Genomic DNA, 26,404 nt, shown 5'->3' with positions numbered 1-26,404 from the left:
TATTCGGGCCGCCTGTGACGCGGTTACTCGCCCCATCCTTGGGGCTCGCCCTTCGGGCCAGCGTAAACGCTGTTCAAAAACGTTCCCGACGTTTTTGTCCGGCGCGGCACAGGCTTTCGCGGCATATATGCCGCTCACCCGGCGAAGTCGCTCACCTCAGCACAGTTTTGGACGCCGGAAAAAACCACACACTCAAGCTCAAAGGGATATTTGCCAGAAATCTGATTTTTCAGCCGCCAGCAGGGTGTGGAACGCCTGTAGCGTCTGCGCCATTGGTCCGTCGTTGTTCAGCCGTCGGCACGTCGCCGGGAGGATATCCATCGCATCAGCCCGTTGCAGCCGCAGCGCTATCTGCGCGTCGTCTTCCCGCCCACGCTGACGTAACCGCTGTGCCAGCACCGCCGCAGACACCTGCAAACACACCGGTAATAACCGGCTGCCATAACGCTGCTGTGCTTGCTGGTGGTGAAACCGGGAGCCGTTGACCACCACATCCAGCCCGGCGGATAACCAGTGATCGACTTCAATGCCGATACCGTACTGATACTGGTGTGCCTGCCAGTGCAACGCGAACAGGTTGTGATCACGCCGATAGGCAAACTCCGCCTCGCTCAGCGCAATGTGGTTCTCTCCCCCCGCCTGCGCCGGGCGGGTGATATACCGATGCGCCACCAGCAGGCGCACTGGCTCGGTCTGCCGCAGGGCATCCAGCAGCGTGTCTTTGCCGGAGCCGGACGCCCCGGTCAGCCAGATGAGCCGTGCCATCAGAACACCTGCCGTCCCTGAGCCCAGACATGGCGGATTCGTACCTGCCCGTGGGTATGGTGCGCCAGCACCAGATCGGCACGCCGTCCCTCGGCTATCCGTCCCCGGTCGACGAGCCCGACCGCCTGCGCCGGATTGTCGCTGACCATCGCCACCGTCTGCGGCAAGGTAAAGCTATTGCGCTCATCGTCAGCGAGGCGAAACGCTGCATCCAGCAAACTGGCGGGATAATAGTCGGATGACAGAATATCCAGCAGCCCCAGCTCCGCCAGATGAGACGCCGCCACATTGCCGGAGTGAGAACCGCCACGCACGATATTGGGTGCCCCCATCAGCACTTTCATGCCGCGGGTGTGCGAGGCCTGCGCCGCGATTTCCGTAGTAGGAAACTCGGCAATCACGCTACCCAGCGCCAGCGATTCATGCACATGGGCTTCGGTGGCGTCATCGTGACTGGCGAGCGCAATACCACGCTTACGGCAGTGAGCGGCAATCGCCAGTCGGTTTGGCGTTGACCAGCGTTCAGACAGCATGCGCTGCTCGGTTTCAAACGCATCCATCTCGGCATTGTTCAGCCGGTATTTCCCCTGATAGTACTCGCGGTATTTTTCCGGTGTCGCAAACTGCCGTTGCCCCGGCGAGTGGTCCATCAGCGACACCAGCGCCACTTCCGGGATATCCATCAGCGCTTCAAACAGCGGCAGGGTGGTGTCGTGCGGTAATTCACAGCGCAGATGCAGCAGATGTTGCGCCCGGTTTACCCCCTGCTGCTGGCTATGTACCACGGCATCAATCATGCGCCGCAGGTTGTCGAGCCGGTGGCCGCCATCGCGCACATCACCCACCGCCACCGCATCCAGCACCGTGGTAATTCCGCTGGAGACAATCAGCGCATCGTGGCTGCTCATCGCCGAATGCGCTGGCCAGTCGACTTTCGGGCGCGGCATAAAAAACTTGTCCAGATTGTCGGTGTGCAGCTCGACTAATCCCGGCAACAGCCAGCCGCCCTCGCCGTCCAGCGCCTGCGGCAGTTGGCTGGGCGTAGAAGAAAAGTCTTCAATTATGCCATCACGCCAGGCCAGCGATCCGCTGACCACCTCGTTTGCCAACACCAGTTGGACATTATTGATTATCTGGGTTGTATTGGTGATCTGGACTGTATTGGTTATCCGAATAGTCGCACTCATGCCGTAAGCTCCTGCGTGACGGGTGCCATGTGGTGCAGGCGGTCCGCCACGCGGGCACGCACCTCTGCATCGTGGAAAATACCGACCACGGCGGCGCCACGCGCTCGCGCTTCTTCTATTAACCCCACCACCGCGTCGCGGTTGGCGGCATCCAGCGAGGCGGTCGGTTCATCGAGCAACAACACGGGATAGTCGGCGATAAAACCACGGGCGATGTTGACCCGCTGCTGCTCACCACCGGAAAAGGTGGCGGGGGCCAGCGTCCATAACCGGCGCGGGACGTTAAGACGGGTCAGCAGTGCGCTGGCGCGTGCTTCACACACGGCACGGTTTTCACCGCGTTCCAGCAGCGGCTGCATGACCACCTCCAGCGTCGAAATACGGGGGATCACCCGCAGGAACTGGCTGACCCAGCCGATGGTGTCGCGTCGTACCGCCAGTATCTGCCGGGCCGGGGCCGTCACCAGGTCCACCCACGTATCACGATGGCGTACCCACACCTGCCCGCTATCCGGCTGGTAGTTGGCGTATAAAGAGCGCAACAGCGTGGACTTGCCACTGCCGGAGTGCCCGTGCAACACCACACACTCCCCGGCCGATACTGTCAGGCTGGCCTGATGTAACACCGGCAGCCGGGCGGCATGCTGGTTATGCAGAACAAAGGTTTTACTCAAATTTTCCACGCGCAGAATGGTCATGGATGTGCCTTCGGTTGTCATAGTTCACCTCATCGCCAGTTGCGCTTATCCCAACACCGACGACACCAGTAACTGGGTATAAGGATGATGTGGATCATCCAGCACCCGGTCGGTCAGGCCGCTTTCCACGACCTTGCCCTCACGCATCACCAACAGCCGATGCGCCAGCAGACGCGCCACACCGAGGTCATGGGTCACAATCACCACCGCCAGCCCCAGGTCGCGTACCAGCGTGCGCAGCAAATCCAGCAACCGTGCCTGTACCGAGACATCCAACCCGCCGGTCGGTTCATCCATAAACACCAGCTTCGGATGGGTCACCAGATTGCGGGCGATTTGCAACCGTTGTTGCATCCCACCGGAAAAGGTGGTGGGCAGGTCATCCAGCCGTGACAGCGGGATTTCCACGTCCTGTAGCCACTGCCCGGCCTGACGGCGAATATCGCCGTAGTGGCGAGCGCCGACTGCCATCAGACGTTCGCCGATGTTGCCGCCCGCTGACACGCGGGGCCGCAGCCCGTCCATCGGGTGCTGGTGTACCACCCCCCACTCGGTGCGTAACAGTCGGCGGCGGTCGCTTTCGCTCATGGCGTATAGCGAACGGCCCTGATAATCAATCTGCCCGGCCTGCGGTGTCAGCCGGGCGGAAATCGCCCGTAACAGCGTGGTTTTACCGGAACCGGACTCACCGACAATGCCCAGCACCTCACCGGGATAGAGATCGAACGACACCTCACTAAACCCTTTACCGGGGGCGTACAGGTGGGTCAGATTGCGCACCTGCAACAACGGCGCGTCATCACCGGTTTCCACGATGAGCCGGCCCGCCTGCTCTACCGCCGCGTGATCAATGTGATTCATGGTGCCCCGCCTCCTGACGTTCACGGCAATAATCGGTATCGGAACAGACGTACAGCCGGGTGCCCTGATCGTCCATCACCACTTCATCGAGATAACTGTCGTGCGATCCGCACAGCGCACAGGGTTGATCCCAGCGTTGAACGCTGAACGGGTGATCATCAAAGTCGAGGCTTTCCACGTTGGTATAAGGCGGCAGCGCGTAAATCCGCTTTTCACGCCCGGCTCCAAACAGTTGCAGCGCTGGCATCTGATGCATTTTCGGGTTGTCGAATTTAGGAATGGGTGACGGGTCCATAATGTAGCGACCGTTCACTTTCACCGGGTACGCGTAGGTGGTGGCGATATGCCCGAAGCGGGCGATATCTTCATACAGTTTCACCTGCATGATGCCGTACTCCTCCAGCGCGTGCATTTTGCGCGTTTCCGTTTCACGCGGTTCGATAAAGCGCAGCGGTTCTGGAATCGGCACCTGATAAATCAGGATCTGATCTTCACGCAGCGGTGTTTCAGGAATACGGTGACGGGTTTGAATCAGCGTCGCTTCGACGGTACGCTCGGTGGTCGCCGCTTCACTGACCCGCTGAAAGAAGCGGCGAATTGACACCGCGTTGGTGGTATCGTCCGCGCCCTGGTCAATGACTTTTAATACATCGTCATCGCCAATCAGGCTGGCGGTGAGCTGGATGCCACCGGTGCCCCAACCGTAGGGCATGGGCATCTCCCGGCCACCAAACGGTACCTGATAACCGGGGATCGCCACCGCTTTAAGAATGGCGCGCCGAATCGTGCGTTTACTCTGTTCGTCCAGATAACCGGGGTTATACCCGCTCAGCGTGTTCATCGCGCTCCTCCTGCGGTGGCTGGCGTAACTGACGCAGCAGCGCCAGCTCGGCCTGAAAGTCGACGTAATGCGGTAATTTGAGGTGAGAAACGAAACCCGCGGCTTCTACGTTGTCGGCGTGCGACAACACAAACTCTTCGTCCTGCGCCGGGCCGCTAACCGGTTCCTGATAGGCAGGAGCCTGTAGCGCCCGGTCCACCAATGCCATCGCCATCGCTTTGCGTTCCGCACGACCAAACACCAGCCCGTAACCACGGGTAAAATGCGGTGGTTCCTCTTCCGGCACCGTAAAACCGTTGACCATTTCGCATTCGGTCAACAGGATGTCGCCAATTTCCAGCGCAAACCCCAACTCTTCTGGCGCTATCTCCACCGTGACGTAACCGGTACGAATCTCACCGGCAAACGGATGGTTGCGGCCATAACCACGCTGGGTGGAATACCCCAACGCCAGCAGGAAGCCTTCATCGCCGCGCGCCAGTTGCTGCAAGCGGGCACTGCGCGGCATCGGATACGTCGGTGGATCGCGCGTGATATCCAGCGGCTCGCTGCCATCATCCTCCTCGACTGCCGCCAGCCCTTCCGCCGTCATCATGTCGAACATATGCGGGCAGTGTTCCGCCAGCGGTTCCTCAGCCTTGGGCGCGCGCGGTGTTTCACCTTCTGCCAGCAAGGCGAAATCCAGCAACCGGTGGGTATAGTCATACGTCGGGCCGAGCACCTGTCCGCCGGGCAGGTCCTTGTAGACCGCCGAGATACGCCGCTCCAGTTGCATCCGCCCGGTATCCAGCGGCAGGCTATCCGCCAGCCGGGGCAGCGTGGTGCGATAAGCGCGCAGTAAAAAAATTGCCTCGACCAGATCACCGCTCGCCTGTTTGATGGCCAGCGCCGCCAGCTCCCGGTCGTAAATGCCGCCTTCGGTCATCACCCGGTCTACCGCCAGCCCCAGTTGCTGTTCAATCTGCCCGGTCTGCACTTCGGCCTGTCGGGTATCACCACGCCGCAAGTTCGCCTGTAACTGATGGGCGGCCTCAATGGCTTTCTCGCCCCCTTTCACCGCGACATACATCAGCACACCTCCACATGCGTGGTACGCGGCAACGCCATCAGCGCGTTGCCGCAGGTAAACAGAAAGTCCAGCCCGGCGGGGAACGCATGCGGGCGCTGTTCGAGGTAATCCAGCACACTGGCGGGTAACTGCGGCGCGATCATCCGCGCTTCGGCAATACCCGGCCCGCTCAGGCGTAATGCCCGACCGCCACCCAGCGCCGGCACTTCCAGCACCAGCGTCGTGCTGTTTTCTGGTGCCATTTCATCACCGGCCGCAAACCCCGCCAGTGACAGTTCCCGGCTAACCGGCAGCAGGGCGAAGGCAGCAGCCTCACGCTCGACCAGTTTCACCCCGGTGTGAAACCGCAGGTTAGACAACAGCACCTCTTGCGATAACGCGGGATCCAGCCAGAGCGGTGTTTCACGGTCCATCAGCGTCAAGACCACGGCGGTAGCGGAAGACGATAAACCGTCCCAACCGTTGTCATGATCCAGCGATACCACCACGCCCGGTTCGCTCATCGCTTTTAATATGCGGCGAAAGGCGTACTGCGCATCGCGCCACGGATGGGAAAAACCTGCCAGTAACGTCATGCGTTATCTCCCCGCACCAGCGTAAAGAAATCGACCTTGCTGCTGGCAATTTCCCGTGCACGTTGCTGACGCAACTCGTCATGGGTCGCCGCCAGCGGCACGATCAGTTGTTGGTAAAGCGCGCTTTGGGTACCTTGCTGTTGCAGCAAGCCATCAATCAATGCGCAGAGTTCGGCATGGGGTTTATTACGCCCCATCACATAGCTGTAGCCACAGGTACCGTCATCCAGCCGGACCACCGCCCGCGTGACGGTGACATCGCCCAGCACGAAGCGATTGCCGGTTGCGCCCATGCGCGCCTGCAAGCGGGTTAAACCGATTTCGGGTGCGCGTAGCAACTGCCAGGACGGCTGCAATGCCAGCGACAACCAGTGCTGCTGCAGTTGCTCCACATCGCTGTGCGCCAGTACCGACAGCCAGCGCTGCCGTGGGTTTTGGGTTGTCATTCAGTGCTCCATGGTCAATTCGATCATGTCAGCGCGTGCCAGACTGACGGAATACTCCGCCACCCGGTCGCTGCCGTTACAGGTATTGAGCGTGCGGATACACATCAACGGGGTTTGCGGCGCCACTTCCAGCAGTTGCGCCTCTTTCGCCTGTGATGCCCGGGCGCTGATGCGGGTTTGACGGCGGGTGAGTGACTGCTGTAGCTCACGCGCCAGAAACTCGTGCAGTGAACCGCTGGTGAAACGCTGTAGCACGGGCCACCAGTCGAGATTCGGCAGGTAGTGATCGATCAGTGATACCGGTACGCCGTTAACCCGGCGCAGGGTTCGCAGGTGAATCACCTCATCGCCCTCTTCCCGCCCCAGCGCCGCCGCCACGGATGCATTAGCCGGTCGCAACACCGCCAGCAACCGTTCGCTGGTGGGATGACTGCCCTGCTCCAGCAGGTTCTGGCTAAAACGTGTTTGCGCGTGTAACGGGTAATCATAAGGACGCATCAGCACCAGAATGCCGATGCCACGCCGACGCTGAACCAGCCCTTTATTGACCAGTTCATCCACCGCCCGACGCAGCGTATGGCGATTGACGTCATAACGTGCCGCCAGTTGCTGTTCGGACGGCAGATAGTCACCGCAGCGATACACCGTGCGCAGCTCTTCTTCCAGCCGGGCGGCGATGGCCTGATACACAGTGGTAGGATGTCTAGATAACCTGTCCATAAAAAACTCCTGCTCGCAGGTTCAACTCCGCATCCCAACTGGCACACGGATTTTGCTTAACCCCGATACCGAGCCGGAATGCAGCCAGCTATCGACAGAGTTGACGTCTTAGTCAGGGAAATTGGGGATTATGTTGACAACACTGTGTGACAGGCTGGCGAAGCGTGGATGACGAAATAGTGAAGGAAAAAGGACAGGTGGTGAGGTGGGTTGATTTAATAGATAGGCAGGTAGTGGGCGAAGAACATCTTATGTGTATTGGCTCAGATTTGAGCTACTTTGTGGCTCAGGGCTATGCCTGGGGTGATGGGCGGCTTTTTACCAAAAACAGATGTTGGGACAGTTATATCTACACTGGATTCGTCTTATGTCGGGGTGTAAGTTCACACCTCTAATCTAAAAAAGATTTTTAAAATGAAACGTATACAAAGAAATCCTGAAAAATATGCACCCCTTGAGATCTATTCAGAACTAAGCCGTGGGCGAGGTTACAAGCTACACGTTCAAGAAGATTTTGACGCATTTATGACAAGCTTTGGAGAGTTATTAAAGACATCACAAAGTAATGAAATGCTTGTTCATGGTAAAAGAGTTGAAGCTCTCTTTGGGAACCTTGCCGCTGGACTCGGTGGCTGTAAATTCATCAAATCTGAGGATGCAGGAGAAGGCTTCGCTGCCGATGCTGACATACAACCGCCTGATTATAAATTGATACTTAACGATGGCACGTCCATATTCGTTGAAGTAAAGAATTGCAACCAAGCGAGGCCTCAAGCCTCATTCCTTCTACATAAAGAAAACATTGATAAAATTGAAAGGTACAGTGAACTTCATGGCATACCTGTCTATTATGCAATCTACTATCGTTGCATCAACCGCTGGGCAATGCTCCCCAAAAGTGCATTTATCGAACTTGATCGTAAATATGAAACAAACTTAATTCATTCACTGGCAAATAATAATATGGGTATGCTTGGCGACTTGATGATTGGCACAAAACCAGATTTAGTCTTCGAACTTATAGCAGATAAAAATAAAGACGCATCAATTGACGATAATAATCAAGCACAATTCATTATTGGTGATGTAAAAATCTACTGCGATGGTAATGAAGTAGATGACAGTCACGAAAAAAACATGGCGTTTTATTTCATGCGCTTTGGAGATTGGGATTGCGGTGACGCAGAAGCAATTTTAGAAGAGAGTGGAGAATTACATAGCGTAAGATATATCTTTAGACCTAAAAACCCAGATAATAGTGAACTAAATGGCTTCGACTTCATCGGTAATCTCAGTTCTATGATTACCACAGCGTTCAACGAGCTGACGGTAAACGAGCGACGGGTAACCTCCATCGATACAATGCTGGAGCCACATGCTCTTTCAATAACCATACCCGAAGGTTACAAGGGGAAGAACTTACCTTTGTGGCTTATAAGCCAACAGCCAAACACTGAGTTCAACACACTCGAGTATACTGGTAAATAGCATATTAATTGCCACGCCTCCGGTAGCCATTTTCAAGACGGACATAGTGAGCATGAGAGAAGTGCAGACGTTTCTGCACTTCTCTCACATCGGACTTGGCGACCTTTGGCTATGAAGATACGTCTTCGGGAAACAGGGTGTTTGACTTATTATGAATTCGCCATCATTGTGTTTTCAGATTATAAAAAACTTCATTAATATCGTTTTCAATCACTTTTGTTCGTTCAATAAGGTCATCAAACGAGAACGGCAAATTGCCCCTAGGAAACATATCAGCCATACCAAGCCAGTCACGTCGGTAATATTCACGAGTTTCATCATTGACTGGTACAAGTATAATGGGTCCCGTCTCGGCAGAGTTACATGACGCTTCGTGAGTTTTATAATGGACATCTGAAAAATCAACTCCATCCAAGAATAAGGTTTTATCCTTGCACCAACCTTGCTCAGCTTCATAAAGCATCACTATATCATACAGGTGTCTTGCATATTTGGGCCTCCGGCTATTCTGCGTGAGGTTAACATGTATCCCAAATATTTTTTCAAGCATTGTTCTCTGGGGTGATAACGAGAGCACATTAATTTCAACATCCTCATCCTTGAGTTTTTCAATACATTCACCAAGCATGTGCTGAATACTTTTTATTTCCGTAGGGTTGTTTAATGAAAGCCCCCCTGTTTCCAGCAATACTCTGGGCTGAACAGCACCACCATAATCATCTTCAGTGAGGGATTTGGGATAGAATATGGATATGTCAAGAGGTTTATCATCAGCAATTTCAACGTTTATACGGCCATCCATCTCTGTTAAGAGAGTATTTACTTTTGGATAAAGCTCATCTCTTATAAAAGATTTAGCGATATCATCGATAGCCTCAGCCTCTCGTCTACGGCTTTTTCTACTGTCGCCCTCTTTCTTGACTACTCTGCTACAGCCCAACAAATCAAGGGCAATTGAAAGATCGATATCTTCCGACATCCGATTTATTATGCCAAAACATTTTGATAACGAAGTTCCTCCTTTAAATATAAAGGGAGCGTTCGACTTTTCAGACATAGAGGGTGCAATCACATTGTAAATAACTAGCAACGTCTGGGTGACCCAGAAGTCTTTTTCTATAATATAAGCAGGGTAGCCAAGTGGATGGATATTCTCTGCCGTTTTAAACACATCACCCCATTCCTCATGAGGGAGTGAAAATAATTTAGCCAATCAGTTACGCCTATATAAGAGATTTACTAACCCATCTCATTGAAGCTGGAAGGGCCCTGAAGAAAGATTCTTGAGTCTGTGGGGTAAGAAGTTCCCTGAACCTCTTATACAGTTTATCCTTGTAGAAGGATGCATCATCTCTATTAATGTGGCTTAAAGCGCTCCAGAAAAGTAATGCTTTGGCTCGCTGTTCTTCATCTTTTATATTAAATCTTTCAACAAAATATTGAAGGGATTCTTTATATTCGAATTTTACATTTTTAACATTGTACTTTGCACGAAGACGCTCTGAAGTGAAAAAGCTGTGCACCATCGGTAATTGAGTATCTAGCCCCAAAGCATTAACAGCCGAAACGCCCGCAGGAACAATGGTTACCTTCTTTGACTTAGTAACAGCAGTGATGAGCTCTCGAGGTTCAATGGGCAAACTGCCGAAACGGCTCATTCTAGGGCGATAATAAACGCCTTGAGATACGCGAACGATTTTTTTTTCGCCAACCATCCGGCTTAATGCCTTCAACGTCGCAGATCGCTGATCTTCAGTAATGCCCTTGCGTTCAATCAGTTGATCATGTGTGAAAACACGCCCAGGTAGTTGATGGCTGACGTAGGAATTGACGTAAGAATTAATGCCTACCTTGACATGTGATTTATGAATTAATTTAGGCATTTTCGATACCTCAAAAACACGAAATCATAGAACTGATTCTGCATCATTTAGTCCAATTGTGCCAGTTGATTTTTGCCCAGTGTAAAGATTGGGGCGCAGATCAGAGGTATCGCTATTGATACCGGCTTCAGACTTGTAACAAGTGCGCCTCATGATCTACTAAATAGCTGCGCGGAATAGTGCTCCACTTTCGTCCAGCCCTTGCAGGGTAAGGTGTTGGAGCTGTTTTCTCTGTCTGGCCGCACTGCATTGGGCCTCGGATGTGTTGCCCTTACGCAACATGCCACATATCAGTAAACGGTAGGTGTACGGTATTAGGCGCAGCTATTTAGAGAGGGAAACTCAGTACGGTCTCAAGCCGGATCTTAGAAGCTTCTACTATTCATTTATGCGTCAATGTTAGTTATTCATCATGCGCAGTGATAAAGAATGCGAACCTCCGCTTCACGCCCTGAGACATTCAACAAGCTCTCTATGGCTTCAGTAAGGGCGATTTTCGCTCTTCCAGAGCCAGTAAGTATTTTGCTTCGTCGTAACAGGTTCTGCTCTTCCAGCAGCTATAAATTATCCGGCTCCATTTGAACACCAGTGCCCGGATAGCAGACTGGTGAGATTTACCCTTCTTTCTGAGGCTCTGATAATACAGTCTGGACCAATATGATGAGTTAACCGTCTTCGCAGCCCATTCCACGAATGTCTGACGGACGAACTTGGCACATTGCCATCGCCAGTGTACCCAGGATTTTTGACCGCTTCGCTCGGTTACTGGCGCGATACCTGCGTAGTTTTGAATTTCTTCTGCACTATTAAAACGGTCACGGTTATCTCCAAGTGCAGCAAGCATACGTGGGCCCATACACGGCCCCATGCTCGGAAGTGATTTAAATAACTCTGCAGCTGGCAATGTATCAAACAACGTTTCGATTCGTTCGTCATAGGTTTTGATGATTTCACTCACGACTTTAATTTGTGCCGCCAGTGCTGTTGCCATCAAAGTATTAGCCTCTATAACACTCGGGTCTGTCGTCAACGGGATCGCATTGTCGATACTCGCAACTCGTTGCTCGGTAAGGACTGTTGCGCGGCCACCTTTGGCATTAAGAAAGTTGCGAATAGTGTCGCGCCTGGCGCGTTTCAGTTGTTGCAGACTGGGCCATCTCATAATCAGTTCACACAACAGTAAGCTACTTCGATGTGAGAACCATTCCAGAAGTTGAGGATAATATTGTTTGAGAGTGTTGATTAACCTGTTCACAAAACGACGTTTGTCTTCAATGAGTTGCCGACGCTGTTCAACCAGCTGTTGAAGTAGTCGAATATCCGCTTTGTCGGGTTCAATGGCTTTGATCTTTTTGGGATAACGTAACATCAGTTCCAGCGCCAGTTCTGCATCCTGCGGGTCGTCTTTTGCCCCGCTGGGCCAGAAGGTCTGCCTGTAGCGAGCAAGCGATAACGCATGAACAGGAAAAACAGTAATAAACGGGTATTTTTGTAGCGCGAAAACCACCGGGCCTTTTTTAAGTTCAATGGCGACTGCGATCCTGCCTTTCACTTTTTTGTGCAATGCTTTCAGCCAGGTATCAAGTGCTTCTGGCGTATGTTCAATGACATGGAAGACTCGCTCGCCATTATTAAACTGAACACATACATCGTGTTTTTTATCCGCCCAGTCGAGGCCAATATGAGCAGTAAACTGATTTATCGCAGTCATCACCAACTCCTTTTTATCGAGGATTGGTATGCATTCCACGTTCTTCGAAAGAAATATAGTCAGCAGTTTGTCTGCATGCCCTGAGTATTCGTTAACGAACGTGGAGCACTTGCTGGCTCGAAAGAAAAGCGGTGATCATCGCATGATTCTCGCTCAATATTCGTAACCAGCAAGTGCATACCCTGGATCACCTAATAGCGTAACGTTCAGGGTATGAAAGTCTATATTTCGCTCTGAGCGAACCTTGCCGCAAAGATGTCCGCCAAGTGCCAATAGCTGACTATAAGGGTTGATTGTTTGTGGAACTGAACGCTGCCAGAGCACAGGTCTGAGCAAATACAGGTAAAGTCACTATAACTGCCCATAATACCAGCGCTCGCCTGAAAACCACTCATCCGGGTCGTCACCACCATAGTAATCAAATGTAATGCCCAATTCCTGCACTCCATCAGGAAGAATAAGCCCCCACTCCTGGGCAAGGCTTCGTTCTCTGATGAGTATAGATGAACCATTTTCAGAACGTCCCTCTGTAATGAAACTTTGAAAGTATTCCTCCGAGCGAAATAAACAGACTTCACTTGTAAACATATCCGGGAGGCAAATTACGCTAGTTATTCGAGGGATGTCATCATAATCTGCGGTGGCGAGCATCAGGTTGTAACAGGCATTAATCATGGCCTGCGCGCAGGCTGCTTTAGTTTCTTGTTTACTGTATTTTCCTTGAATAAGATTAATTTCTACGGGTATCTTGTAATTCCAGTAATGTTGATCCTCAGCGAAAACTGCGCGTTCTGGGTTATGAAAGGTTTCAGCCCAACGGTTAAGTGACCTTATACGACGAGGGATGTTTCGTACTTTTGTGCGGTTATCCCTGCATAAACGCCTACTCATATTGTTAACTTCCTGCTTTTTTATTGACTATCAACTTAGTCGCATAACTATACCACTGTTATTTTCTATACCAAACACAGCCCAAAACTGCTACTGTGAATCCTAACGTTAATCTCCCCCAAATATCTGAAAAAAAATTCCAGTGTGATAACAGCACGATCAGCTCGCCATAAAATTCTTATAGAGCAGAATAACACCAATAAATACCAGTGCGCCGCCTGATACATAATTAAGCGCCATACTCATCACTCGATTATTTTGCGACGCACGGGCCAGCATTCCCCCGGTTAACCCGGCGATCATGTCAATCGGTAATGCAGTCGCCGGTACAATCAGTGAAACCAGCAGCGCCTGTACGGGCGTATACCCACCGGTTAAAATCAGGCCGGGTAATATTGAAAGATAAAAAAGAATCGTTTTGGGGTTAAGAAACTCTACCGATACCGCCTGTAGATACAGTTTCATCAAGCTATTTTTAGGGGGTGACGCAGCCTGCGTAGCATTATTTTCACCGGCATAACGTGCAGCCTTAAGCGAGCCCCATCCCAGATAGAGAATATACCCACCACCAATCAACGCGACGGCATTAGCAATAAAAGTGCTTTTAGCGACAATCGCCGTCACCCCCAGCCCCGCCAGAAGTGCATGAATAGAACTCCCTGAAGCTAACCCCAATGCCGAAACCGCTCCGGCGGCTTTCCCCTGGCTCATTCCCCGTGCACTCACAAAAAACAACGAGGGGCCAGGGCTCAGGTTTAGCAATAAAGCGGCAAAGGCAAAAGCAATCAAACTGGTTTGTTCCATGGTTTCCCTATCACTCGCAGTGACAGTGTGTGAGTGTCACAATGTCAATTGATATAAAGTCATATGAATATAAAATCAAATAAAGTGAATAAAAAATAACTTCTCATACTGTGCCTGTCAATCCAAAATGGCTGCAATCAGGCCAGAGAGAATCATAACACCGTAAAGATAATAATCTTAAAATGAGAGAGTTGTGTGAAATCAATCTTACATAATCAATTTCAAATGAAATTACTTACCTGGAATTAATAACAACCCATCAACCAATGATTTATTCACTCTGTTCCTGCCAGGGGAAAATGCCTGTTGTCACGTACAACGTTAAATCGCCCACCAAAAAAAAGCCAGTCGACGAATCAGACTGGCTTTGCGTATCGGCTCAGCACAGGGCTGAACGCTGCTAGGTGGGTGTTCACTGAAGTGCGAGTTCCTTATTAACAGGTTTAGGTTTGGCGTCGTCGACACCGGTTGCCCGTAGCCTCGCCAGCGCCCGTTCTGCCTCTTGCAGCACGTGCTGACATTGCTCTGGGGTAATGGTTAACGGCGGTTCAATACGAATCGACTTGGCATTATTCAGCGTGCCTGCCACCAGCACCCGGCGCTGGAACAGTTCACTGGCAAACGCATAGCCGATCGCGTTTTCTCTGAATTCAATCGCCTGTAGCAGGCCTTTGCCACGCGCTTCCACAATCAAATCAGGATACGCGGCAGCCAGTCGTTGCAGCCCGGTCAGCAGAAACGCCCCCTGACGCGCCGCCTGCTCCGCCAGATTATCACGCAGCAGTACGTTGATGGTGGCCAGCGCCGCCGCACACGCCAATGGGTTACCGCCAAAGGTGGTGGTGTGCAGGAACGGGTTGTCAAACAGTACCGAAAAGACCTCTTCGGTCGCGACCGTTGCACCAATCGGCATCACCCCACCGCCAAGCGCTTTCGCCAGACACAGGATATCGGGTTGCACGCCATAGTGCTCACAGGCAAACATCTTGCCGGTGCGTCCCATGCCGGTTTGTACTTCATCGAGGATCAGCAACGCGCCGGTCTCATCGCACAGTGCGCGGACCGCAGGCAGATACTGATCCGGCGGCACAATGACTCCACCTTCACCCTGAATCGGCTCCAGAATCACCGCCGCGATGCCTTCGCCGTTGCGCTGGCACTGCTCGATTTTCTGTCGCATCGCCTGGATATCACCAAACGGCACATGGTGAAAACCGGGCAATAATGGCATGAATGGACGACGGAATACCGGTTTGGCGGTTGCGGATAACGCGCCCAACGATTTACCGTGGAATGCGCCGTGGGTAGCGATGAAGCTGAACTTACCACGCGGTGACTGGTAGGCTTTCGCCAGCTTGATCGCCGCTTCCACCGACTCGGTGCCGCTGTTGCAAAAGAAACTGTACTTCAGCGTACCCGGTGTAATGGCCGCCAGCGTTTTTGCCAGCATGGCACGCAGCGGATCGAGCAGTTCCTGACTGTGCAACGGCTGTTTAGAAAGCTGCTTTTCCACGGCCGCTACTACGGTGGGGTTGCGATGACCGACATTGAAAATGCCATAACCGCCGAGACAATCGAGGTATTCGTTACCCTGTGTATCAAGCAGCGTGTTGGGGCCGCTGGCGCGCCATTCTACCGCACCGAAGCTGCCACCGGAGGTGACGGATTTTCTGTACTCCAGAAAACCGGGATTGACGTACTCACGAAATGCATTGAGCGTTTCACGATTGAGCGCCGCCATCGCGTCGGCGGTAAGGGTATCGCTCATAATTAAATCAAGCGCCTGCTGAGAACACTCTAGCGGGTTGAAATGTGATGGAGATCTGGACAAAATGTGCTCCTTGGGGGTGAGGTATCACGTGATACCAATTTAAGTAATGCATATAACGCACCACTCCGCCCGCCTAATCAGAAAATCACGATTTCGTCCTTCCCCTGCTTATTTTCACAACAGATTATAGACAAAACTGCTCATTTATTGTCACATTCTGCTATTGCTAATCGGATAAAGAATAAAAATCGCCCAAAAAACAAGGCGAACGCACCGTTTATGTGCAGTTCGCCCTACGGTTGGGCATTTTTCACCGCCCATCGGTTATCGCGCTACGGTTAATGGCGGATCATCACATGCCGCACGATGGTGTAATCCTCCAGACCATAGACCGACATATCCTTACCGTAACCAGAGAGTTTCTGCCCGCCGTGCGGCATCTCGCTGACCAGCATGAAGTGGGTGTTAACCCAGGTACAGCCGTATTCCAGACAGGCGGCAACGCGATGCGCACGGCCGATATCCCGCGTCCATACCGAAGACGCCAGCCCATAGCGGGAGTCGTTGGCCCACGCCACCACTTGTGCTTCATCATCAAACGGCGTAATGGATATCACCGGACCAAAGACTTCACGCTGGACTATCTCGTCTTCCTGCCGGGCATCAGCCAGTACGGTGGGTTGGAAATAGTACCCCCCACCGGGCACCCGTTCTCCCCCGGTGATAAGCCGGATGTGAGGTTGTGCGCGGGCTCGCTCGACAAACCCAGCCACCCGTTCCAGTTGCTCTGCCGTGATCAGCGGCCCCAGCTCTGTTGTCGGGTCGTCGGGCGTGCCGATTTTGAGCGAAGCAACCGCCTTACCGAGCTTTTCCACCAGTTGGTCATAGATGGGGCGTTGCACGTAGAGACGGCAGGCCGCGGTGCAATCCTGCCCGGCATTATAGAAGCCAAAACTACGAATACCGTCTGTCACCTGCTCCAGATCCGCATCGTCGAACACGATAACCGGTGCCTTGCCGCCCAGTTCCATGTGGGTACGTTTTACACTGGCCGCCGCGTTGCCAATAATATGCGAACCGGTGGCAATAGAGCCGGTCAGTGACACCATGCGCACCCGCTCATGGCCGGTCAGCGCATCGCCGATTTCCCGTCCCTGCCCGAACAGGATATTGACGACGCCCGGCGGGAACAGGTCAGCCAACAGGCTGGCCAAATACAATGCCGTCAGCGGCGTTTGCTCGGCGGGTTTCAGCACCACACAGTTACCGGCCGCCAGCGCCGGAGCCAGCTTCCAGGCAGCCATCATCAACGGATAATTCCAGGGAGCAATGGAGGCGACGACGCCCACCGGATCACGACGGATCATCGAGGTATGCCCTTCCAGATATTCGCCCGCCGCCGAGCCATTCAGGCAGCGTGCGGCACCGGCAAAAAAGCGAAACACATCCGCTACTGCGGGTATCTCGTCATTTAATACCGCATGGTAGGGTTTACCGCAGTTTAGCGATTCCAGTCGGGCCAGCGCTTCACCGTGCTGTTCAATGCAGTCCGCCAGCTTCAGCAGCAGCGTGGCGCGTGTTTTGGGCGTTGTCTGCCCCCAGTGGGCAAACGCCGCCTCCGCCGCCATCACGGCCGCATCCACCTGCGCCAGATCCGCCTGCGCCATCGTGATGATGGCCTCTCCCGTGGCTGGGTTGTGCACCGTGTAAGGCGCTCCATTGCCCAGCACCCGTTTTCCGTCAATCAACATGTCAATCAGCAAATTGTCGTGCATACCCTGCTCCCCTGAAGCGATAGCTATAGACGTACCCTATGGCAATCATCTAGCAAAATACCTGCCATCTTCTCGACTTGTTCACCCTGCACGGGTTCGTCATCGCGCACCTCATCGTGAATCAATGTGTGAAAACGCATGTATTCGCTATCGTTAAAGCGTAGCTGAGCTACCACCAAAAGGAGAATGAGCGGGAACCGATATCGACCAGCAAAGGGATTACTGACATCACATATCACTGACAAAATGATGCATAAGTGGCCCTTCATTGCAGTCCATTTCATCACAAAATAGCCGACATACATGACATTACCCGCTACCGATCCACGACAGAAGGAATCATCACCATGCATTGTCCACCGGTATTTCGCGAAACACGGCTGCCCACACTACACGCACTGATGCGCGCCCACCCGCTTGCGATGCTGATCACCACTGGCCCCAGCGGCCTGTCAGCCAACCTCATTCCTTTTCTCTTAACCGACGAGGGTGCCTTCGGTACCTTACACGCCCATCTGGCGCGCAATAACCCACAGGTGGATGCATTGAAAACGGCCGACCAGGTTCTCGTGGTATTTCAGGGGCCGGACAGCTACATTTCGCCCGACTGGTATCCATCAAAACAGGTGCAAGGTAAGGCGGTACCAACCTGGAATTACGTCATGGTTCAGGCACGTGGCACGCCCAAGGTTATCGACGACGCACAGTGGTTGAGGCAGCAAGTCGGTGCCCTGACCGATGCCCATGAGCATGCTCGCCCACAACCGTGGCGTGTGGATGATGCACCGGCCAATTTTATCGACGCGCAACTGAACGGCATCATCGGGCTGGAAATCCCGATTACGGCACTGGAAGGAAAATGGAAAGTGAGCCAGAACAGAACCCCGGCAGACCGTCAGGGCGTAATTGATGGATTACAACGTGAGCAAGGTTGCCCGGCAATGGCCGCGTTGGTCAGCGCACGACAGACAGGATAAGTACGTGCTAATACTGTCTCGCTCAACCGATTTGAGGTCGGGTTTGATAACATGGCATGACTCAGACCACAACAATCACCACCTCATCAGGAGGTGGTTTACTGCTGACAATGAAAAAAACGTCATTGCCGCGTTATTTTAATAACCCTATATACCCAAAATAATTCGAGTTACAGGACAACACGCTTGCGTGTTGAACAACGCCACGCGTTGGCCCTTTAGGGCAAGGCTCATTAGAGCCTTGTAATGCGGCAATCGAGCGACAAATTCGTTGGGAACGAATTTGACCAGCCAACGGCTGGCCTCCGGTGAGAGACAGGATGTCTCTCATTTCATCCCCAGGAGCTTACACAAGTAAGTGACTGGGGTGAGTGAGGGCAGCCAACACACCTGCAACTTGAAGTATGAAGGGTATAGACTATTAGTCATAGCGTACGATATTTATTTCCCCCAAGCACAACAATGTGACATCACCGATAGATTTATAAAATAACGCCCCCAGCCGATTCGAAAATTATTATCATTTATTCCCAACAAACCTGCGTGTGATTGACATTAAAAAAACAGAATAAATCAACAAATCGATATAAAATTTAATCATTAAAAATCAAAAAGATAAAAATAAAATACACTAACAATACATTTATTGATATAACGTCAGTGAACACCACTCACCAAATTGAGGCAAAAAATAAACCATAAAAAAACACCGCTACAACAAAAATAAAACACATACCAAAACAAAAACGCGAAATACAGAAAATAATTAAACAAACTCGCGAAGACACATCTTTATTAAAGGTTATAAAATTAATCTTATAGTTAATAAACTAAAAAAACTACAGTTTTTTTATCTTCGCCAATGCGCCATTTAATTTGTCCTACGGGCAAGAAACAATGGAAATTGTAGACTTAGATCAAGAAAAAATAGACGGAATAATCCCTATAGTAGTTGCGACGACAGTAATCCAATCTCAATTAATTAACTCGTCATGCTGAGTAATGGGGAATCTATGGACTTTATCATTCAACTTGTCATAGTCCTGATCTGCCTGTTTTACGGTGCGCGAAAAGGCGGTATCGCGCTCGGATTATTAGGGGGTATCGGACTCGTCATTCTGGTTTTCATTTTTAAACTAGAACCTGGGAAACCACCGGTGGACGTGATGCTGGTCATCATTTCCGTAGTCGCTGCATCGGCGACATTGCAAGCTTCCGGCGGTTTGGACGTTATGCTGCAGGTAGCGGAAAAAATGCTGCGGCGTAACCCGAAATACGTGTCAATTATTGCACCGTTCGTCACTTGTATATTGACGATTCTGTGCGGTACCGGCCATGTGGTGTATACCATTCTGCCGATTATTTATGACGTCGCTATCAAGAATAACATCCGTCCGGAACGCCCCATGGCAGCCAGTTCGATCGGTGCGCAAATGGGGATTATCGCAAGCCCGGTATCCGTAGCGGTGGTATCACTGGTCGCCATGCTCAGTAAATTTACCTTCCACGGTAAACACCTCGAGTTTCTGGACTTACTGGCAATCACGATTCCCTCTACCCTGTTGGGTATTCTGGCCATCGGGATTTTCAGTTGGTTCAGGGGTAAAGATCTGGATAAAGACCCGGATTTCCAGAAATTCATTTCCGTACCGGAAAACCGTGAGTACGTCTATGGTGACACCGCCACCCTGCTGGATCGCAAACTGCCACGCAGCAACTGGGTCGCCATGTGGATCTTCCTTGCCACTATCGCGGCGGTCGCTCTGCTGGGTGCAGTCGAAAGCCTGCGTCCGTCCTTCGGCGGCAAACCGCTGTCCATGGTGCTGGTAATCCAGATGTTTATGCTGCTGTCTGGTGCCATCATTATTATCGCCACCAAAACCAATCCAGGGTCAATTTCGAAAAATGAGGTGTTCCGTTCCGGGATGATTGCGATTGTCGCGGTGTACGGTATCGCCTGGATGGCGGAAACCATGTTCGGTGCTCACCTCGGACAGATCAAAGATACCCTGGGGTCGTTGGTTAAAGAGTACCCCTGGGCTTATGCGCTGATCCTGCTGCTGGTCTCCAAGTTCGTTAACTCGCAGGCTGCCGCGCTGGCCGCTATCGTACCGGTCGCACTGGCGATTGGTGTCGACCCGGCGTATATCGTAGCATCTGCACCGGCTTGCTATGGTTACTACATTCTGCCGACTTACCCCAGCGATCTGGCCGCTATCCAGTTCGACCGCTCTGGTACGACCCACATCGGCCGCTTTGTCATTAACCACAGCTTCATTCTGCCCGGCCTGATTGGCGTCAGCACCTCCTGCGTATTCGGTTGGGTGTTCGCCGCCATGTACGGGTACTACTGAGTTAATGTTACTGAGTTAATGTTACTGAGTTAGCCATTGCGCCAGACCGCTCTTCTGGCGCATGTCGGTTTCTCCCTCAACCGCCCGCTCGGTCCCTGCCGTCGGGCGGTTATTCTTGAATAAGGGGGAAATCAATGTCGCAGCACACTCTCGCCTGTTCCAGCACCCGAGCAACCATCAACGCCATATCCAGTAACTGATAACAGCGAGAAAGATCCTGAGCGTTGACGATATCTCTGAATACCTCAAACTCGTACCTCATGTGATGGTTGTCCGTTGTATCGTCAAATGTGGCGAGCTGTCCTTGCTTCACACTCTCGACATGCTTGCATACGCCAGGTGTATCGTTAACTTTCACATAGCCCGCCGTCCCCTGTACGGTGAAATAAGCCGGGCTGGCTGAATCTTTGGCACCACTGCAAACCGCAATAAACGTATGATAACTCATGACGAGAACACCCGACGTATCGATACCGTTATGCCCTTTATTGCACAGATAATTCACACGCTCTGGCGCGCCGAATAATGCGCAGACAAGGTAAATGTTATAAACATTGATGTCGTAAAGCGCGCCGCCCGACGAAGCCGGGTCAAATGCCGGATGCACGATCCCATTGATATAATCATCGTAACGACTCGAATACTGCGAGTAATTCGCCTGTACCATTTTAATATCGCCAATCTCAGCGATGTTCTGCTTCAGATAATGGAATCCCGGCGTATGAATTGCAGTTATCGCCTCGAACAAACAGCGCTTTTTTGATTTCGCCAGCGTAACCAAACTCAGTAATTGCGCATAACTGGACGTAAACGGCTTTTCACAGACGACATGCTTCCCGGCAGATAGCGCCCGGTGGGAATACGCGTAATGCAGATGATTGGGTATCCCGAGGTAAACCACATCGATATGCTCATCACGCAGCATGGCATCGTAATCGGTATACAGCGAACGGATAGTATATTGGCGGGCGAGTGTTTCACCTTTTGACAGGCTCCCTGGTCGGACACACAACGCACACAGTTCTATCCCCTCAATCGTTGCCAGCACCTCAAGACAGGCAGCAACAATCTTCCCCGACCCAACCAACGCTATCTTCATGCCTCAGACTCCAAAATGGATTAGCGGAACAGAACGTAATATACCGATACGAACCGATATAAAAAAACACCCTGCCAGCATAGCGCTCGCAGGGTGAGGGTGAGAAGCGTACAACCGGGCAACGCCCGATGGCCTGTTGTCAGCGCGCTGGTCTACTCCTGACTGGCGGCGGGACGAACCGCCATTGTTGCCTGCTCCCGTTCATAGGCTCGCGCTTTTTCTTCGTCAAACTGCCCTTCCCACTTCGAAATCACCAGCACGGCCAGGGCGTTGCCCACCACGTTCAGTGCCGTACGCGCCATATCCAGAATACGGTCTACCCCAGCAATGAACGCCAGACCCTCAAGCGGGATCCCTACACTGCCCAGGGTCGCCAGCAATACCACGAAGGAAACACCCGGTACGCCGGCAATCCCTTTGGAGGTAATCATCAGCGTCAACACCAGCACCAACTCCTGCCACAGGCTCAAATCGATACCATAAAGCTGGGCAATGAAAATAGCCGCGATGCTTTGATACAACGTAGAACCATCCAGATTAAACGAGTACCCGGTTGGCACCACAAAACTGGTAATCGCCTTCGGCGCACCGTAGGCCTCCATCTTTTGGATGATACGCGGCAGCACCGTTTCAGAGCTGGCGGTGGAATACGCCAGAATCAGCTCGTCTTTCAAAATACGGATCAAGGTCATAATCCGTAACCGACACAGACGCGCTACCGCTCCCAGTATCACCAACGCAAAGAACAGAATCGCGGCATAGACCAGTATGACCAGCTTGGCGAGCGGCCATAGTGAAGCGAACCCGAAATTGGCAACGGTCACCGCAATCAGCGCGAATACCCCAACCGGGGCATACCGCATAATCATATTGGTAACACGGAACATGGTTTCCGAAGCACTGCGAAACACGTTCAACAGCGGATCACGCTGCTCACGCGGCAGAGATGACAGCCCAAGGCCAAACAATACGGCGAAGAAGATCACCGGCAGCATGTCACCCTTGGCCAACGCGGCAAAAATGTTGGGCGGGATCAGCGAGAGAATCGTACCCACCAGACTGTGCGAACCGCTTTGCACCTGCTCGGTGGTTTTCTCATACTGAGAAATATCCACACGGGTAAGCATCGACATATCAATGCCATACCCCGGATGAAACAGGTTGGCCAGCGTAATACCAATCACAATCGCCAGTGTAGTAATGACCTCAAAGTAAACGATGGTTTTAAAACCGATACGTCCCAGTTTTTTAGCATCACCCACCCCGGCGATACCCACCACCAGCGTGGTGATAACGATCGGCACCACAATCATTTTGATCAACCGGATGAAGATATCCCCGGCCGGACTTAACACGTTGGTCACCAGCCACAGTTTATTGGCCGGGTTTTCATGTAACCAGGCACCGACGGCAATACCGACAATCAATGCGATGAGGATTTGCCAGGCAAGGCTAACTTTCTGTTTTTTCATAATACGGATCCATTGTCTGTGCTCCCTGCGACTACTTGTCGATGGCTATAACACAGCCATCGAACGCTCCAGCGTATGCTGAACTGCTACAGATGAAGGGGGAGGTTTGAAGGTTATTTTTGCAAAAACTCGTGACCCACAGGCAAATACGTGACTCACCAAAACAGAATGCGTAATCAAATAGTTATTCATTAAAATTGCGCAACTATTTGTATCGCAAAAGAAAATAAAAAAGGCATAACCTGTTGTTATGCCGAGGCATGCTACTATCCCCCTCCCGTGAGATCAAGCGCTACGTTCGGGGTAGTTTTCATAATTATGCGTTTCGTCACTGTCTATTGAACACTGCCGAACGCCAGTACAGGCCAAATTTGGCTCATACAAATCGAGGCAAAACGCAGCGAAACCCACCATTCGGTCATAAATCAGCGATTAGATCTGATAATCGATCGCTACCTCGTTCTCCTCAGCAAACACTCGTGCTTTAATCTCATCCGGCGTCAGTTCCGGGTTACATAGCTGAATAAACTTCCACGTGTAGTTGCGCTGTAATTGACCGCGTTTAAGACCAAGCCAGACGGTGTTGGCTTCAAACAGGTGGCGAGCATCCAACCGAACCAGACCGGGGTCACGCGTGGCGTCGAACGACATATCCGCCACAATCCCCACGCCTAACCCCAGTTCGACATAGGTTTTGATCACATCAGAGTCTTGTGCGCTGATAGAGATATGCGGTGTCAGGCCAGCGGCAGTGAACGCCCGGTCAATGCGTGAACGGCCGGTAATGCCCTGACGGTAGGTAATTAACGGTACTGCACTCAGTTTGTCGAGCGTGATGACCGGCTCTTGTGCCAGTGCATGGCCTTCCGGCAACAGAATCGCGTGATGCCAGCGGTACCAGGGAAATGCCGCCAGTGAGGTGACATTGATCAGTTGTTCAGTGGCGATCCCGATATCCGCCTCACCAGATTCCAGCATCGCGACAATCTCATCCGGCGTGCCCTGATTCAGCACGACTTGAACCTGCGGATAAAGCGCGCGGAATGCTTTGATGACCCCCGGCAGGCTGTAGCGCGCCTGGGTATGGGTCGTGGCGATAACCAGTTGCCCGACATCATTATCGCTAAAAAGGTTCGCCAGCCGACGGATGTGGTTGGCGTCATTAAGGATACGCTCGGCCATCACCAGCAGTTCTTTACCCGGCTCCGTCATCCCCAGCAAGCGTTTACCGCGACGGATAAATATCTCAATCCCGAGCTCTTCTTCCAGTTCGCGAATATGACGACTGACCCCAGACTGGGAGGTGAACAGGGTATTGGCAACCTCGGTCAGGTTATAGTTGCATCGCGCCGATTCGCGGATGATCTTCAATTGTTGAAAGTTCACGCCCTTGTCCCTTGTCACGTCTGTTGTTAGCACTATTCATACGAAGTATTTTTATTCCATACAAATAAGAAAAAATTACTATTTATAATTTTTTGAGATATATGAGCCATATTAATTCCTTGCCTTGCTCATGCTACTTATTGATGCAAAAATCATTTTCTATAGATGACGAGATTATTGTCTGAGAAATTAAGCTGTATTTCACAATGAACGATACTATGGTTTACTTGCCGGTTATGACGACGAGCAACCTCTTACCTTACTTTTCTATAATCAAGGCGGTTTTATGTTACCGAGGGTTCATTTAATTAATTCATCGCAAGGAAGTTTTTTAACATTGGGGCAAGACCTGATAGCACAGAATCTTGCCAGCAAGGATGAATGGGAAAAATGGTTATATCTCGTCACTAATGAATTTACCTCAGGGTTTGACTCTCCAATCGTTTTTGACATTGGCGCTAATCTGGGTGCCTATACCGTGCCTGTTGCCAGCACAATAGAAAAGCAGAAGGGTGTTGTTTATTCATTTGAGCCACAAAAATTTGTCTATTACCAGCTATGCGGCAACATCTTCTTAAACCGGCTGACTAACGTCTCCGCACTTAATAAAGCGGTAGGCTGTGAAGACGGTGTCATTGAAATCCCCGTTCCTGATTACCAGAAGATGACGAATGCCGGTGCATTCTCACTGGTTGATGAATACCGAACATTGACGGGAATAAGCGATTGTATGTCGAAAGAAACGCACTTTGTGCAGGTCATCAAGCTCGACGACCTTCTGTTTGAAGAGACAACCCGCTTTGTGAAAATAGATGTGGAAGGCCTGGAAATTGAAGTCCTAAAAGGTGCAGTCGGTTTTCTGGAACATAATGGCTTTCCACCGTTCTCATTCGAAGCCTGGAATGCCGACTGGTTCGCAGAGAAAAAACAAGAACTGTTATCATTTATAATGCATATGGGCTACACCATAGAACACGTTTATAACGACGACTATATTGCTCATCACCCCCAAAACGAAGCGAAAGTGGATTTTAACCGGGATAGCAACGGAATATTACAATCCGTATGTCGAATCAGATAAGCAAGATATCAGAGCCATAATGTCAGCTATGGCTCTGACCTTTCAAATCGACCGGGTCAAAAAATCGCTCACATCTGACTCGACTTCTTCCATCTGCCGCAGCGCATCCAGCGTGTCGCGCGCTTCTTGTTCATCCAGCCGACTCATGGCAAACCCGACGTGTACCAGCACCCACTGGCCTATCAATGTGGAAGGTGTTTGTCCCTCGTCCTGCACCAGCGTCACATTCACTTCACGGCGTACGCCACAAACATCAACCCATGCCAGTTGATGATCCGATGATGCCCACTCGACCACCTGCCCCGGAATTCCCAGACACATAACACCCATCCTGTTCGTTAGTCACCTTTCTCCCTGACAGCTTAAGCAAATTTGATGCCAGCTGACATGATCCTACGCAGCCTGGGCGCTGTCGCGAAATCGAACCACTGTCAGTGGTCTCTCACCTGGCCGTCAGGCCGCTACACACCGGGCTACTCGTCAAATCTGTCGGCAATGACCTTCCTGTCGACGGCGCTAACGCACTGTCGAGGGTGACGACAGTCGCCTG

Annotated in this window: 24 protein-coding genes; 4 read left to right on the top strand and 20 right to left on the bottom strand. The window is 51.7% G+C overall.

Annotation, left to right across the window (positions count from 1 at the left end; translation table 11 throughout):
- Positions 1-198: 198 nt before the first annotated feature.
- The 9 genes from phnN to phnF are packed head-to-tail and all read right to left on the bottom strand — an operon-like array spanning position 199 to position 7,162.
- Entirely contained in the window at positions 199-765 is a 567-nt protein-coding gene (gene phnN / locus FAZ14_RS19545; protein WP_029456628.1) for a ribose 1,5-bisphosphokinase, read from the bottom strand.
- Positions 765-1,952: an alpha-D-ribose 1-methylphosphonate 5-triphosphate diphosphatase gene (gene phnM, locus FAZ14_RS19540; RefSeq protein WP_194287085.1), complete on the bottom strand. Its 1,188-nt coding sequence runs from the start codon at positions 1,950-1,952 to the stop codon at positions 765-767. The genes phnN and phnM overlap by 1 nt, the downstream gene beginning before the upstream one ends.
- Positions 1,949-2,671: a phosphonate C-P lyase system protein PhnL gene (gene phnL / locus FAZ14_RS19535; RefSeq protein WP_153509053.1), complete on the bottom strand. Its 723-nt coding sequence runs from the start codon at positions 2,669-2,671 to the stop codon at positions 1,949-1,951. Before phnL ends, phnM begins: the two co-directional genes overlap by 4 nt.
- A 24-nt stretch (positions 2,672-2,695) precedes the next feature.
- Positions 2,696-3,511: a phosphonate C-P lyase system protein PhnK gene (gene phnK / locus FAZ14_RS19530; RefSeq protein ID WP_019846295.1), complete on the bottom strand. Its 816-nt coding sequence runs from the start codon at positions 3,509-3,511 to the stop codon at positions 2,696-2,698.
- Positions 3,498-4,352, bottom strand: a complete 855-nt coding sequence (locus tag FAZ14_RS19525) for an alpha-D-ribose 1-methylphosphonate 5-phosphate C-P-lyase PhnJ (protein WP_012885254.1) — start codon at positions 4,350-4,352, stop codon at positions 3,498-3,500. Before FAZ14_RS19525 ends, phnK begins: the two co-directional genes overlap by 14 nt.
- Entirely contained in the window at positions 4,330-5,421 is a 1,092-nt protein-coding gene (locus tag FAZ14_RS19520; RefSeq protein WP_153509052.1) for a carbon-phosphorus lyase complex subunit, read from the bottom strand. The genes FAZ14_RS19525 and FAZ14_RS19520 overlap by 23 nt, the downstream gene beginning before the upstream one ends.
- The gene (gene phnH, locus FAZ14_RS19515) at positions 5,421-5,996 is read right to left on the bottom strand and encodes a phosphonate C-P lyase system protein PhnH (RefSeq protein WP_153509051.1); all 576 of its coding nucleotides are present in this window, start codon (positions 5,994-5,996) and stop codon (positions 5,421-5,423) included. Before phnH ends, FAZ14_RS19520 begins: the two co-directional genes overlap by 1 nt.
- Entirely contained in the window at positions 5,993-6,442 is a 450-nt protein-coding gene (phnG, locus tag FAZ14_RS19510) for a phosphonate C-P lyase system protein PhnG (protein ID WP_153509050.1), read from the bottom strand. Before phnG ends, phnH begins: the two co-directional genes overlap by 4 nt.
- Entirely contained in the window at positions 6,443-7,162 is a 720-nt protein-coding gene (gene phnF, locus FAZ14_RS19505; protein WP_153509049.1) for a phosphonate metabolism transcriptional regulator PhnF, read from the bottom strand. It lies immediately after the preceding gene.
- A 414-nt stretch (positions 7,163-7,576) separates the two neighbouring features.
- On the opposite strand from phnF, the gene FAZ14_RS19500 reads away from it, so the two are divergent.
- Positions 7,577-8,650, top strand: coding sequence for a hypothetical protein (locus FAZ14_RS19500; RefSeq protein WP_235914638.1), 1,074 nt, complete (start codon positions 7,577-7,579; stop codon positions 8,648-8,650).
- 163 nt (positions 8,651-8,813) lie between these two features.
- On the opposite strand, the gene FAZ14_RS19495 is transcribed toward FAZ14_RS19500, so the two are convergent.
- The 7 genes from FAZ14_RS19495 to patD form a co-directional block, all read right to left on the bottom strand.
- Positions 8,814-9,863: a nucleotidyl transferase AbiEii/AbiGii toxin family protein gene (locus tag FAZ14_RS19495; protein WP_153509048.1), complete on the bottom strand. Its 1,050-nt coding sequence runs from the start codon at positions 9,861-9,863 to the stop codon at positions 8,814-8,816.
- Between the two features lie 10 nt (positions 9,864-9,873).
- Positions 9,874-10,533: a DUF6088 family protein gene (locus FAZ14_RS19490; protein WP_153509047.1), complete on the bottom strand. Its 660-nt coding sequence runs from the start codon at positions 10,531-10,533 to the stop codon at positions 9,874-9,876.
- 472 nt (positions 10,534-11,005) lie between these two features.
- Positions 11,006-12,244, bottom strand: coding sequence for an IS110 family RNA-guided transposase (locus tag FAZ14_RS19485; RefSeq protein ID WP_153509046.1), 1,239 nt, complete (start codon positions 12,242-12,244; stop codon positions 11,006-11,008).
- A gap of 351 nt (positions 12,245-12,595) precedes the next feature.
- Positions 12,596-13,135, bottom strand: a complete 540-nt coding sequence (locus FAZ14_RS19480; protein WP_153509045.1) for a DUF3916 domain-containing protein — start codon at positions 13,133-13,135, stop codon at positions 12,596-12,598.
- Positions 13,136-13,294: 159 nt separating this feature from the next.
- Positions 13,295-13,939, bottom strand: a complete 645-nt coding sequence (locus FAZ14_RS19475) for a LysE family translocator (protein ID WP_153509044.1) — start codon at positions 13,937-13,939, stop codon at positions 13,295-13,297.
- Between the two features lie 412 nt (positions 13,940-14,351).
- Positions 14,352-15,770, bottom strand: a complete 1,419-nt coding sequence (ygjG, locus tag FAZ14_RS19470) for a putrescine aminotransferase (RefSeq protein ID WP_153509043.1) — start codon at positions 15,768-15,770, stop codon at positions 14,352-14,354.
- A gap of 278 nt (positions 15,771-16,048) precedes the next feature.
- A complete protein-coding gene (patD, locus tag FAZ14_RS19465; RefSeq protein ID WP_016943645.1) occupies positions 16,049-17,485 on the bottom strand; it encodes an aminobutyraldehyde dehydrogenase in 1,437 nt (478 codons plus the stop codon).
- Between the two features lie 347 nt (positions 17,486-17,832).
- Here patD and FAZ14_RS19460 point away from each other — a divergent pair, with 347 nt between their 5' ends.
- Positions 17,833-18,462 (top strand): FMN-binding negative transcriptional regulator, encoded by a 630-nt coding sequence (locus FAZ14_RS19460; protein WP_016943643.1) that lies wholly within the window; start codon positions 17,833-17,835, stop codon positions 18,460-18,462.
- A gap of 1,013 nt (positions 18,463-19,475) precedes the next feature.
- Positions 19,476-20,816, top strand: a complete 1,341-nt coding sequence (locus FAZ14_RS19455) for an anaerobic C4-dicarboxylate transporter (RefSeq protein ID WP_016943642.1) — start codon at positions 19,476-19,478, stop codon at positions 20,814-20,816.
- 109 nt (positions 20,817-20,925) lie between these two features.
- On the opposite strand, the gene FAZ14_RS19450 is transcribed toward FAZ14_RS19455, so the two are convergent.
- From FAZ14_RS19450 to cbl, 3 genes are all read right to left on the bottom strand, one after another.
- Positions 20,926-21,915: a Gfo/Idh/MocA family protein gene (locus tag FAZ14_RS19450; RefSeq protein ID WP_038926117.1), complete on the bottom strand. Its 990-nt coding sequence runs from the start codon at positions 21,913-21,915 to the stop codon at positions 20,926-20,928.
- Between the two features lie 152 nt (positions 21,916-22,067).
- A complete protein-coding gene (gene gltP, locus FAZ14_RS19445; RefSeq protein WP_038926118.1) occupies positions 22,068-23,387 on the bottom strand; it encodes a glutamate/aspartate:proton symporter GltP in 1,320 nt (439 codons plus the stop codon).
- A 432-nt stretch (positions 23,388-23,819) separates the two neighbouring features.
- Positions 23,820-24,773 carry an HTH-type transcriptional regulator Cbl gene (cbl, locus tag FAZ14_RS19440; protein ID WP_012885268.1) on the bottom strand — a complete coding sequence of 318 codons (954 nt, stop codon included), beginning with the start codon at positions 24,771-24,773 and terminating at the stop codon, positions 23,820-23,822.
- Between the two features lie 286 nt (positions 24,774-25,059).
- Here cbl and FAZ14_RS19435 point away from each other — a divergent pair, with 286 nt between their 5' ends.
- Positions 25,060-25,854 carry an FkbM family methyltransferase gene (locus tag FAZ14_RS19435; RefSeq protein ID WP_016943639.1) on the top strand — a complete coding sequence of 265 codons (795 nt, stop codon included), beginning with the start codon at positions 25,060-25,062 and terminating at the stop codon, positions 25,852-25,854.
- A 42-nt stretch (positions 25,855-25,896) separates the two neighbouring features.
- Here FAZ14_RS19435 and hybG read toward each other — a convergent pair whose 3' ends face one another.
- Positions 25,897-26,175, bottom strand: coding sequence for a hydrogenase maturation factor HybG (gene hybG / locus FAZ14_RS19430; RefSeq protein ID WP_016943638.1), 279 nt, complete (start codon positions 26,173-26,175; stop codon positions 25,897-25,899).
- Between the last annotated feature and the right edge of the window lie 229 nt (positions 26,176-26,404).

The organism is Dickeya oryzae, from assembly GCF_009372235.1.
Classification (GTDB): domain Bacteria; phylum Pseudomonadota; class Gammaproteobacteria; order Enterobacterales; family Enterobacteriaceae; genus Dickeya; species Dickeya oryzae.
The sequence above is the reverse complement of the archived record's forward strand: the minus strand, read 5'-3'. Positions and strand labels throughout refer to the sequence as shown.

Coding starts and splice junctions, on each gene's coding strand:
- gltP (WP_038926118.1), bottom strand. CDS start 23,387: ATGAAAAAACAGAAAGTTAGCCTTGCCTGGCAAATCCTCATCGCATTG.
- FAZ14_RS19480 (WP_153509045.1), bottom strand. CDS start 13,135: ATGAGTAGGCGTTTATGCAGGGATAACCGCACAAAAGTACGAAACATC.
- FAZ14_RS19485 (WP_153509046.1), bottom strand. CDS start 12,244: ATGACTGCGATAAATCAGTTTACTGCTCATATTGGCCTCGACTGGGCG.
- phnF (WP_153509049.1), bottom strand. CDS start 7,162: ATGGACAGGTTATCTAGACATCCTACCACTGTGTATCAGGCCATCGCC.
- FAZ14_RS19455 (WP_016943642.1), top strand. CDS start 19,476: ATGGACTTTATCATTCAACTTGTCATAGTCCTGATCTGCCTGTTTTAC.
- phnL (WP_153509053.1), bottom strand. CDS start 2,671: ATGACAACCGAAGGCACATCCATGACCATTCTGCGCGTGGAAAATTTG.
- FAZ14_RS19460 (WP_016943643.1), top strand. CDS start 17,833: ATGCATTGTCCACCGGTATTTCGCGAAACACGGCTGCCCACACTACAC.
- phnM (WP_194287085.1), bottom strand. CDS start 1,952: ATGAGTGCGACTATTCGGATAACCAATACAGTCCAGATCACCAATACA.
- FAZ14_RS19490 (WP_153509047.1), bottom strand. CDS start 10,533: ATGCCTAAATTAATTCATAAATCACATGTCAAGGTAGGCATTAATTCT.
- patD (WP_016943645.1), bottom strand. CDS start 17,485: ATGCACGACAATTTGCTGATTGACATGTTGATTGACGGAAAACGGGTG.
- FAZ14_RS19450 (WP_038926117.1), bottom strand. CDS start 21,915: ATGAAGATAGCGTTGGTTGGGTCGGGGAAGATTGTTGCTGCCTGTCTT.
- hybG (WP_016943638.1), bottom strand. CDS start 26,175: ATGTGTCTGGGAATTCCGGGGCAGGTGGTCGAGTGGGCATCATCGGAT.
- FAZ14_RS19475 (WP_153509044.1), bottom strand. CDS start 13,939: ATGGAACAAACCAGTTTGATTGCTTTTGCCTTTGCCGCTTTATTGCTA.
- phnN (WP_029456628.1), bottom strand. CDS start 765: ATGGCACGGCTCATCTGGCTGACCGGGGCGTCCGGCTCCGGCAAAGAC.
- FAZ14_RS19525 (WP_012885254.1), bottom strand. CDS start 4,352: ATGAACACGCTGAGCGGGTATAACCCCGGTTATCTGGACGAACAGAGT.
- FAZ14_RS19520 (WP_153509052.1), bottom strand. CDS start 5,421: ATGTATGTCGCGGTGAAAGGGGGCGAGAAAGCCATTGAGGCCGCCCAT.
- phnK (WP_019846295.1), bottom strand. CDS start 3,511: ATGAATCACATTGATCACGCGGCGGTAGAGCAGGCGGGCCGGCTCATC.
- phnH (WP_153509051.1), bottom strand. CDS start 5,996: ATGACGTTACTGGCAGGTTTTTCCCATCCGTGGCGCGATGCGCAGTAC.
- phnG (WP_153509050.1), bottom strand. CDS start 6,442: ATGACAACCCAAAACCCACGGCAGCGCTGGCTGTCGGTACTGGCGCAC.
- FAZ14_RS19500 (WP_235914638.1), top strand. CDS start 7,577: ATGAAACGTATACAAAGAAATCCTGAAAAATATGCACCCCTTGAGATC.
- FAZ14_RS19435 (WP_016943639.1), top strand. CDS start 25,060: ATGTTACCGAGGGTTCATTTAATTAATTCATCGCAAGGAAGTTTTTTA.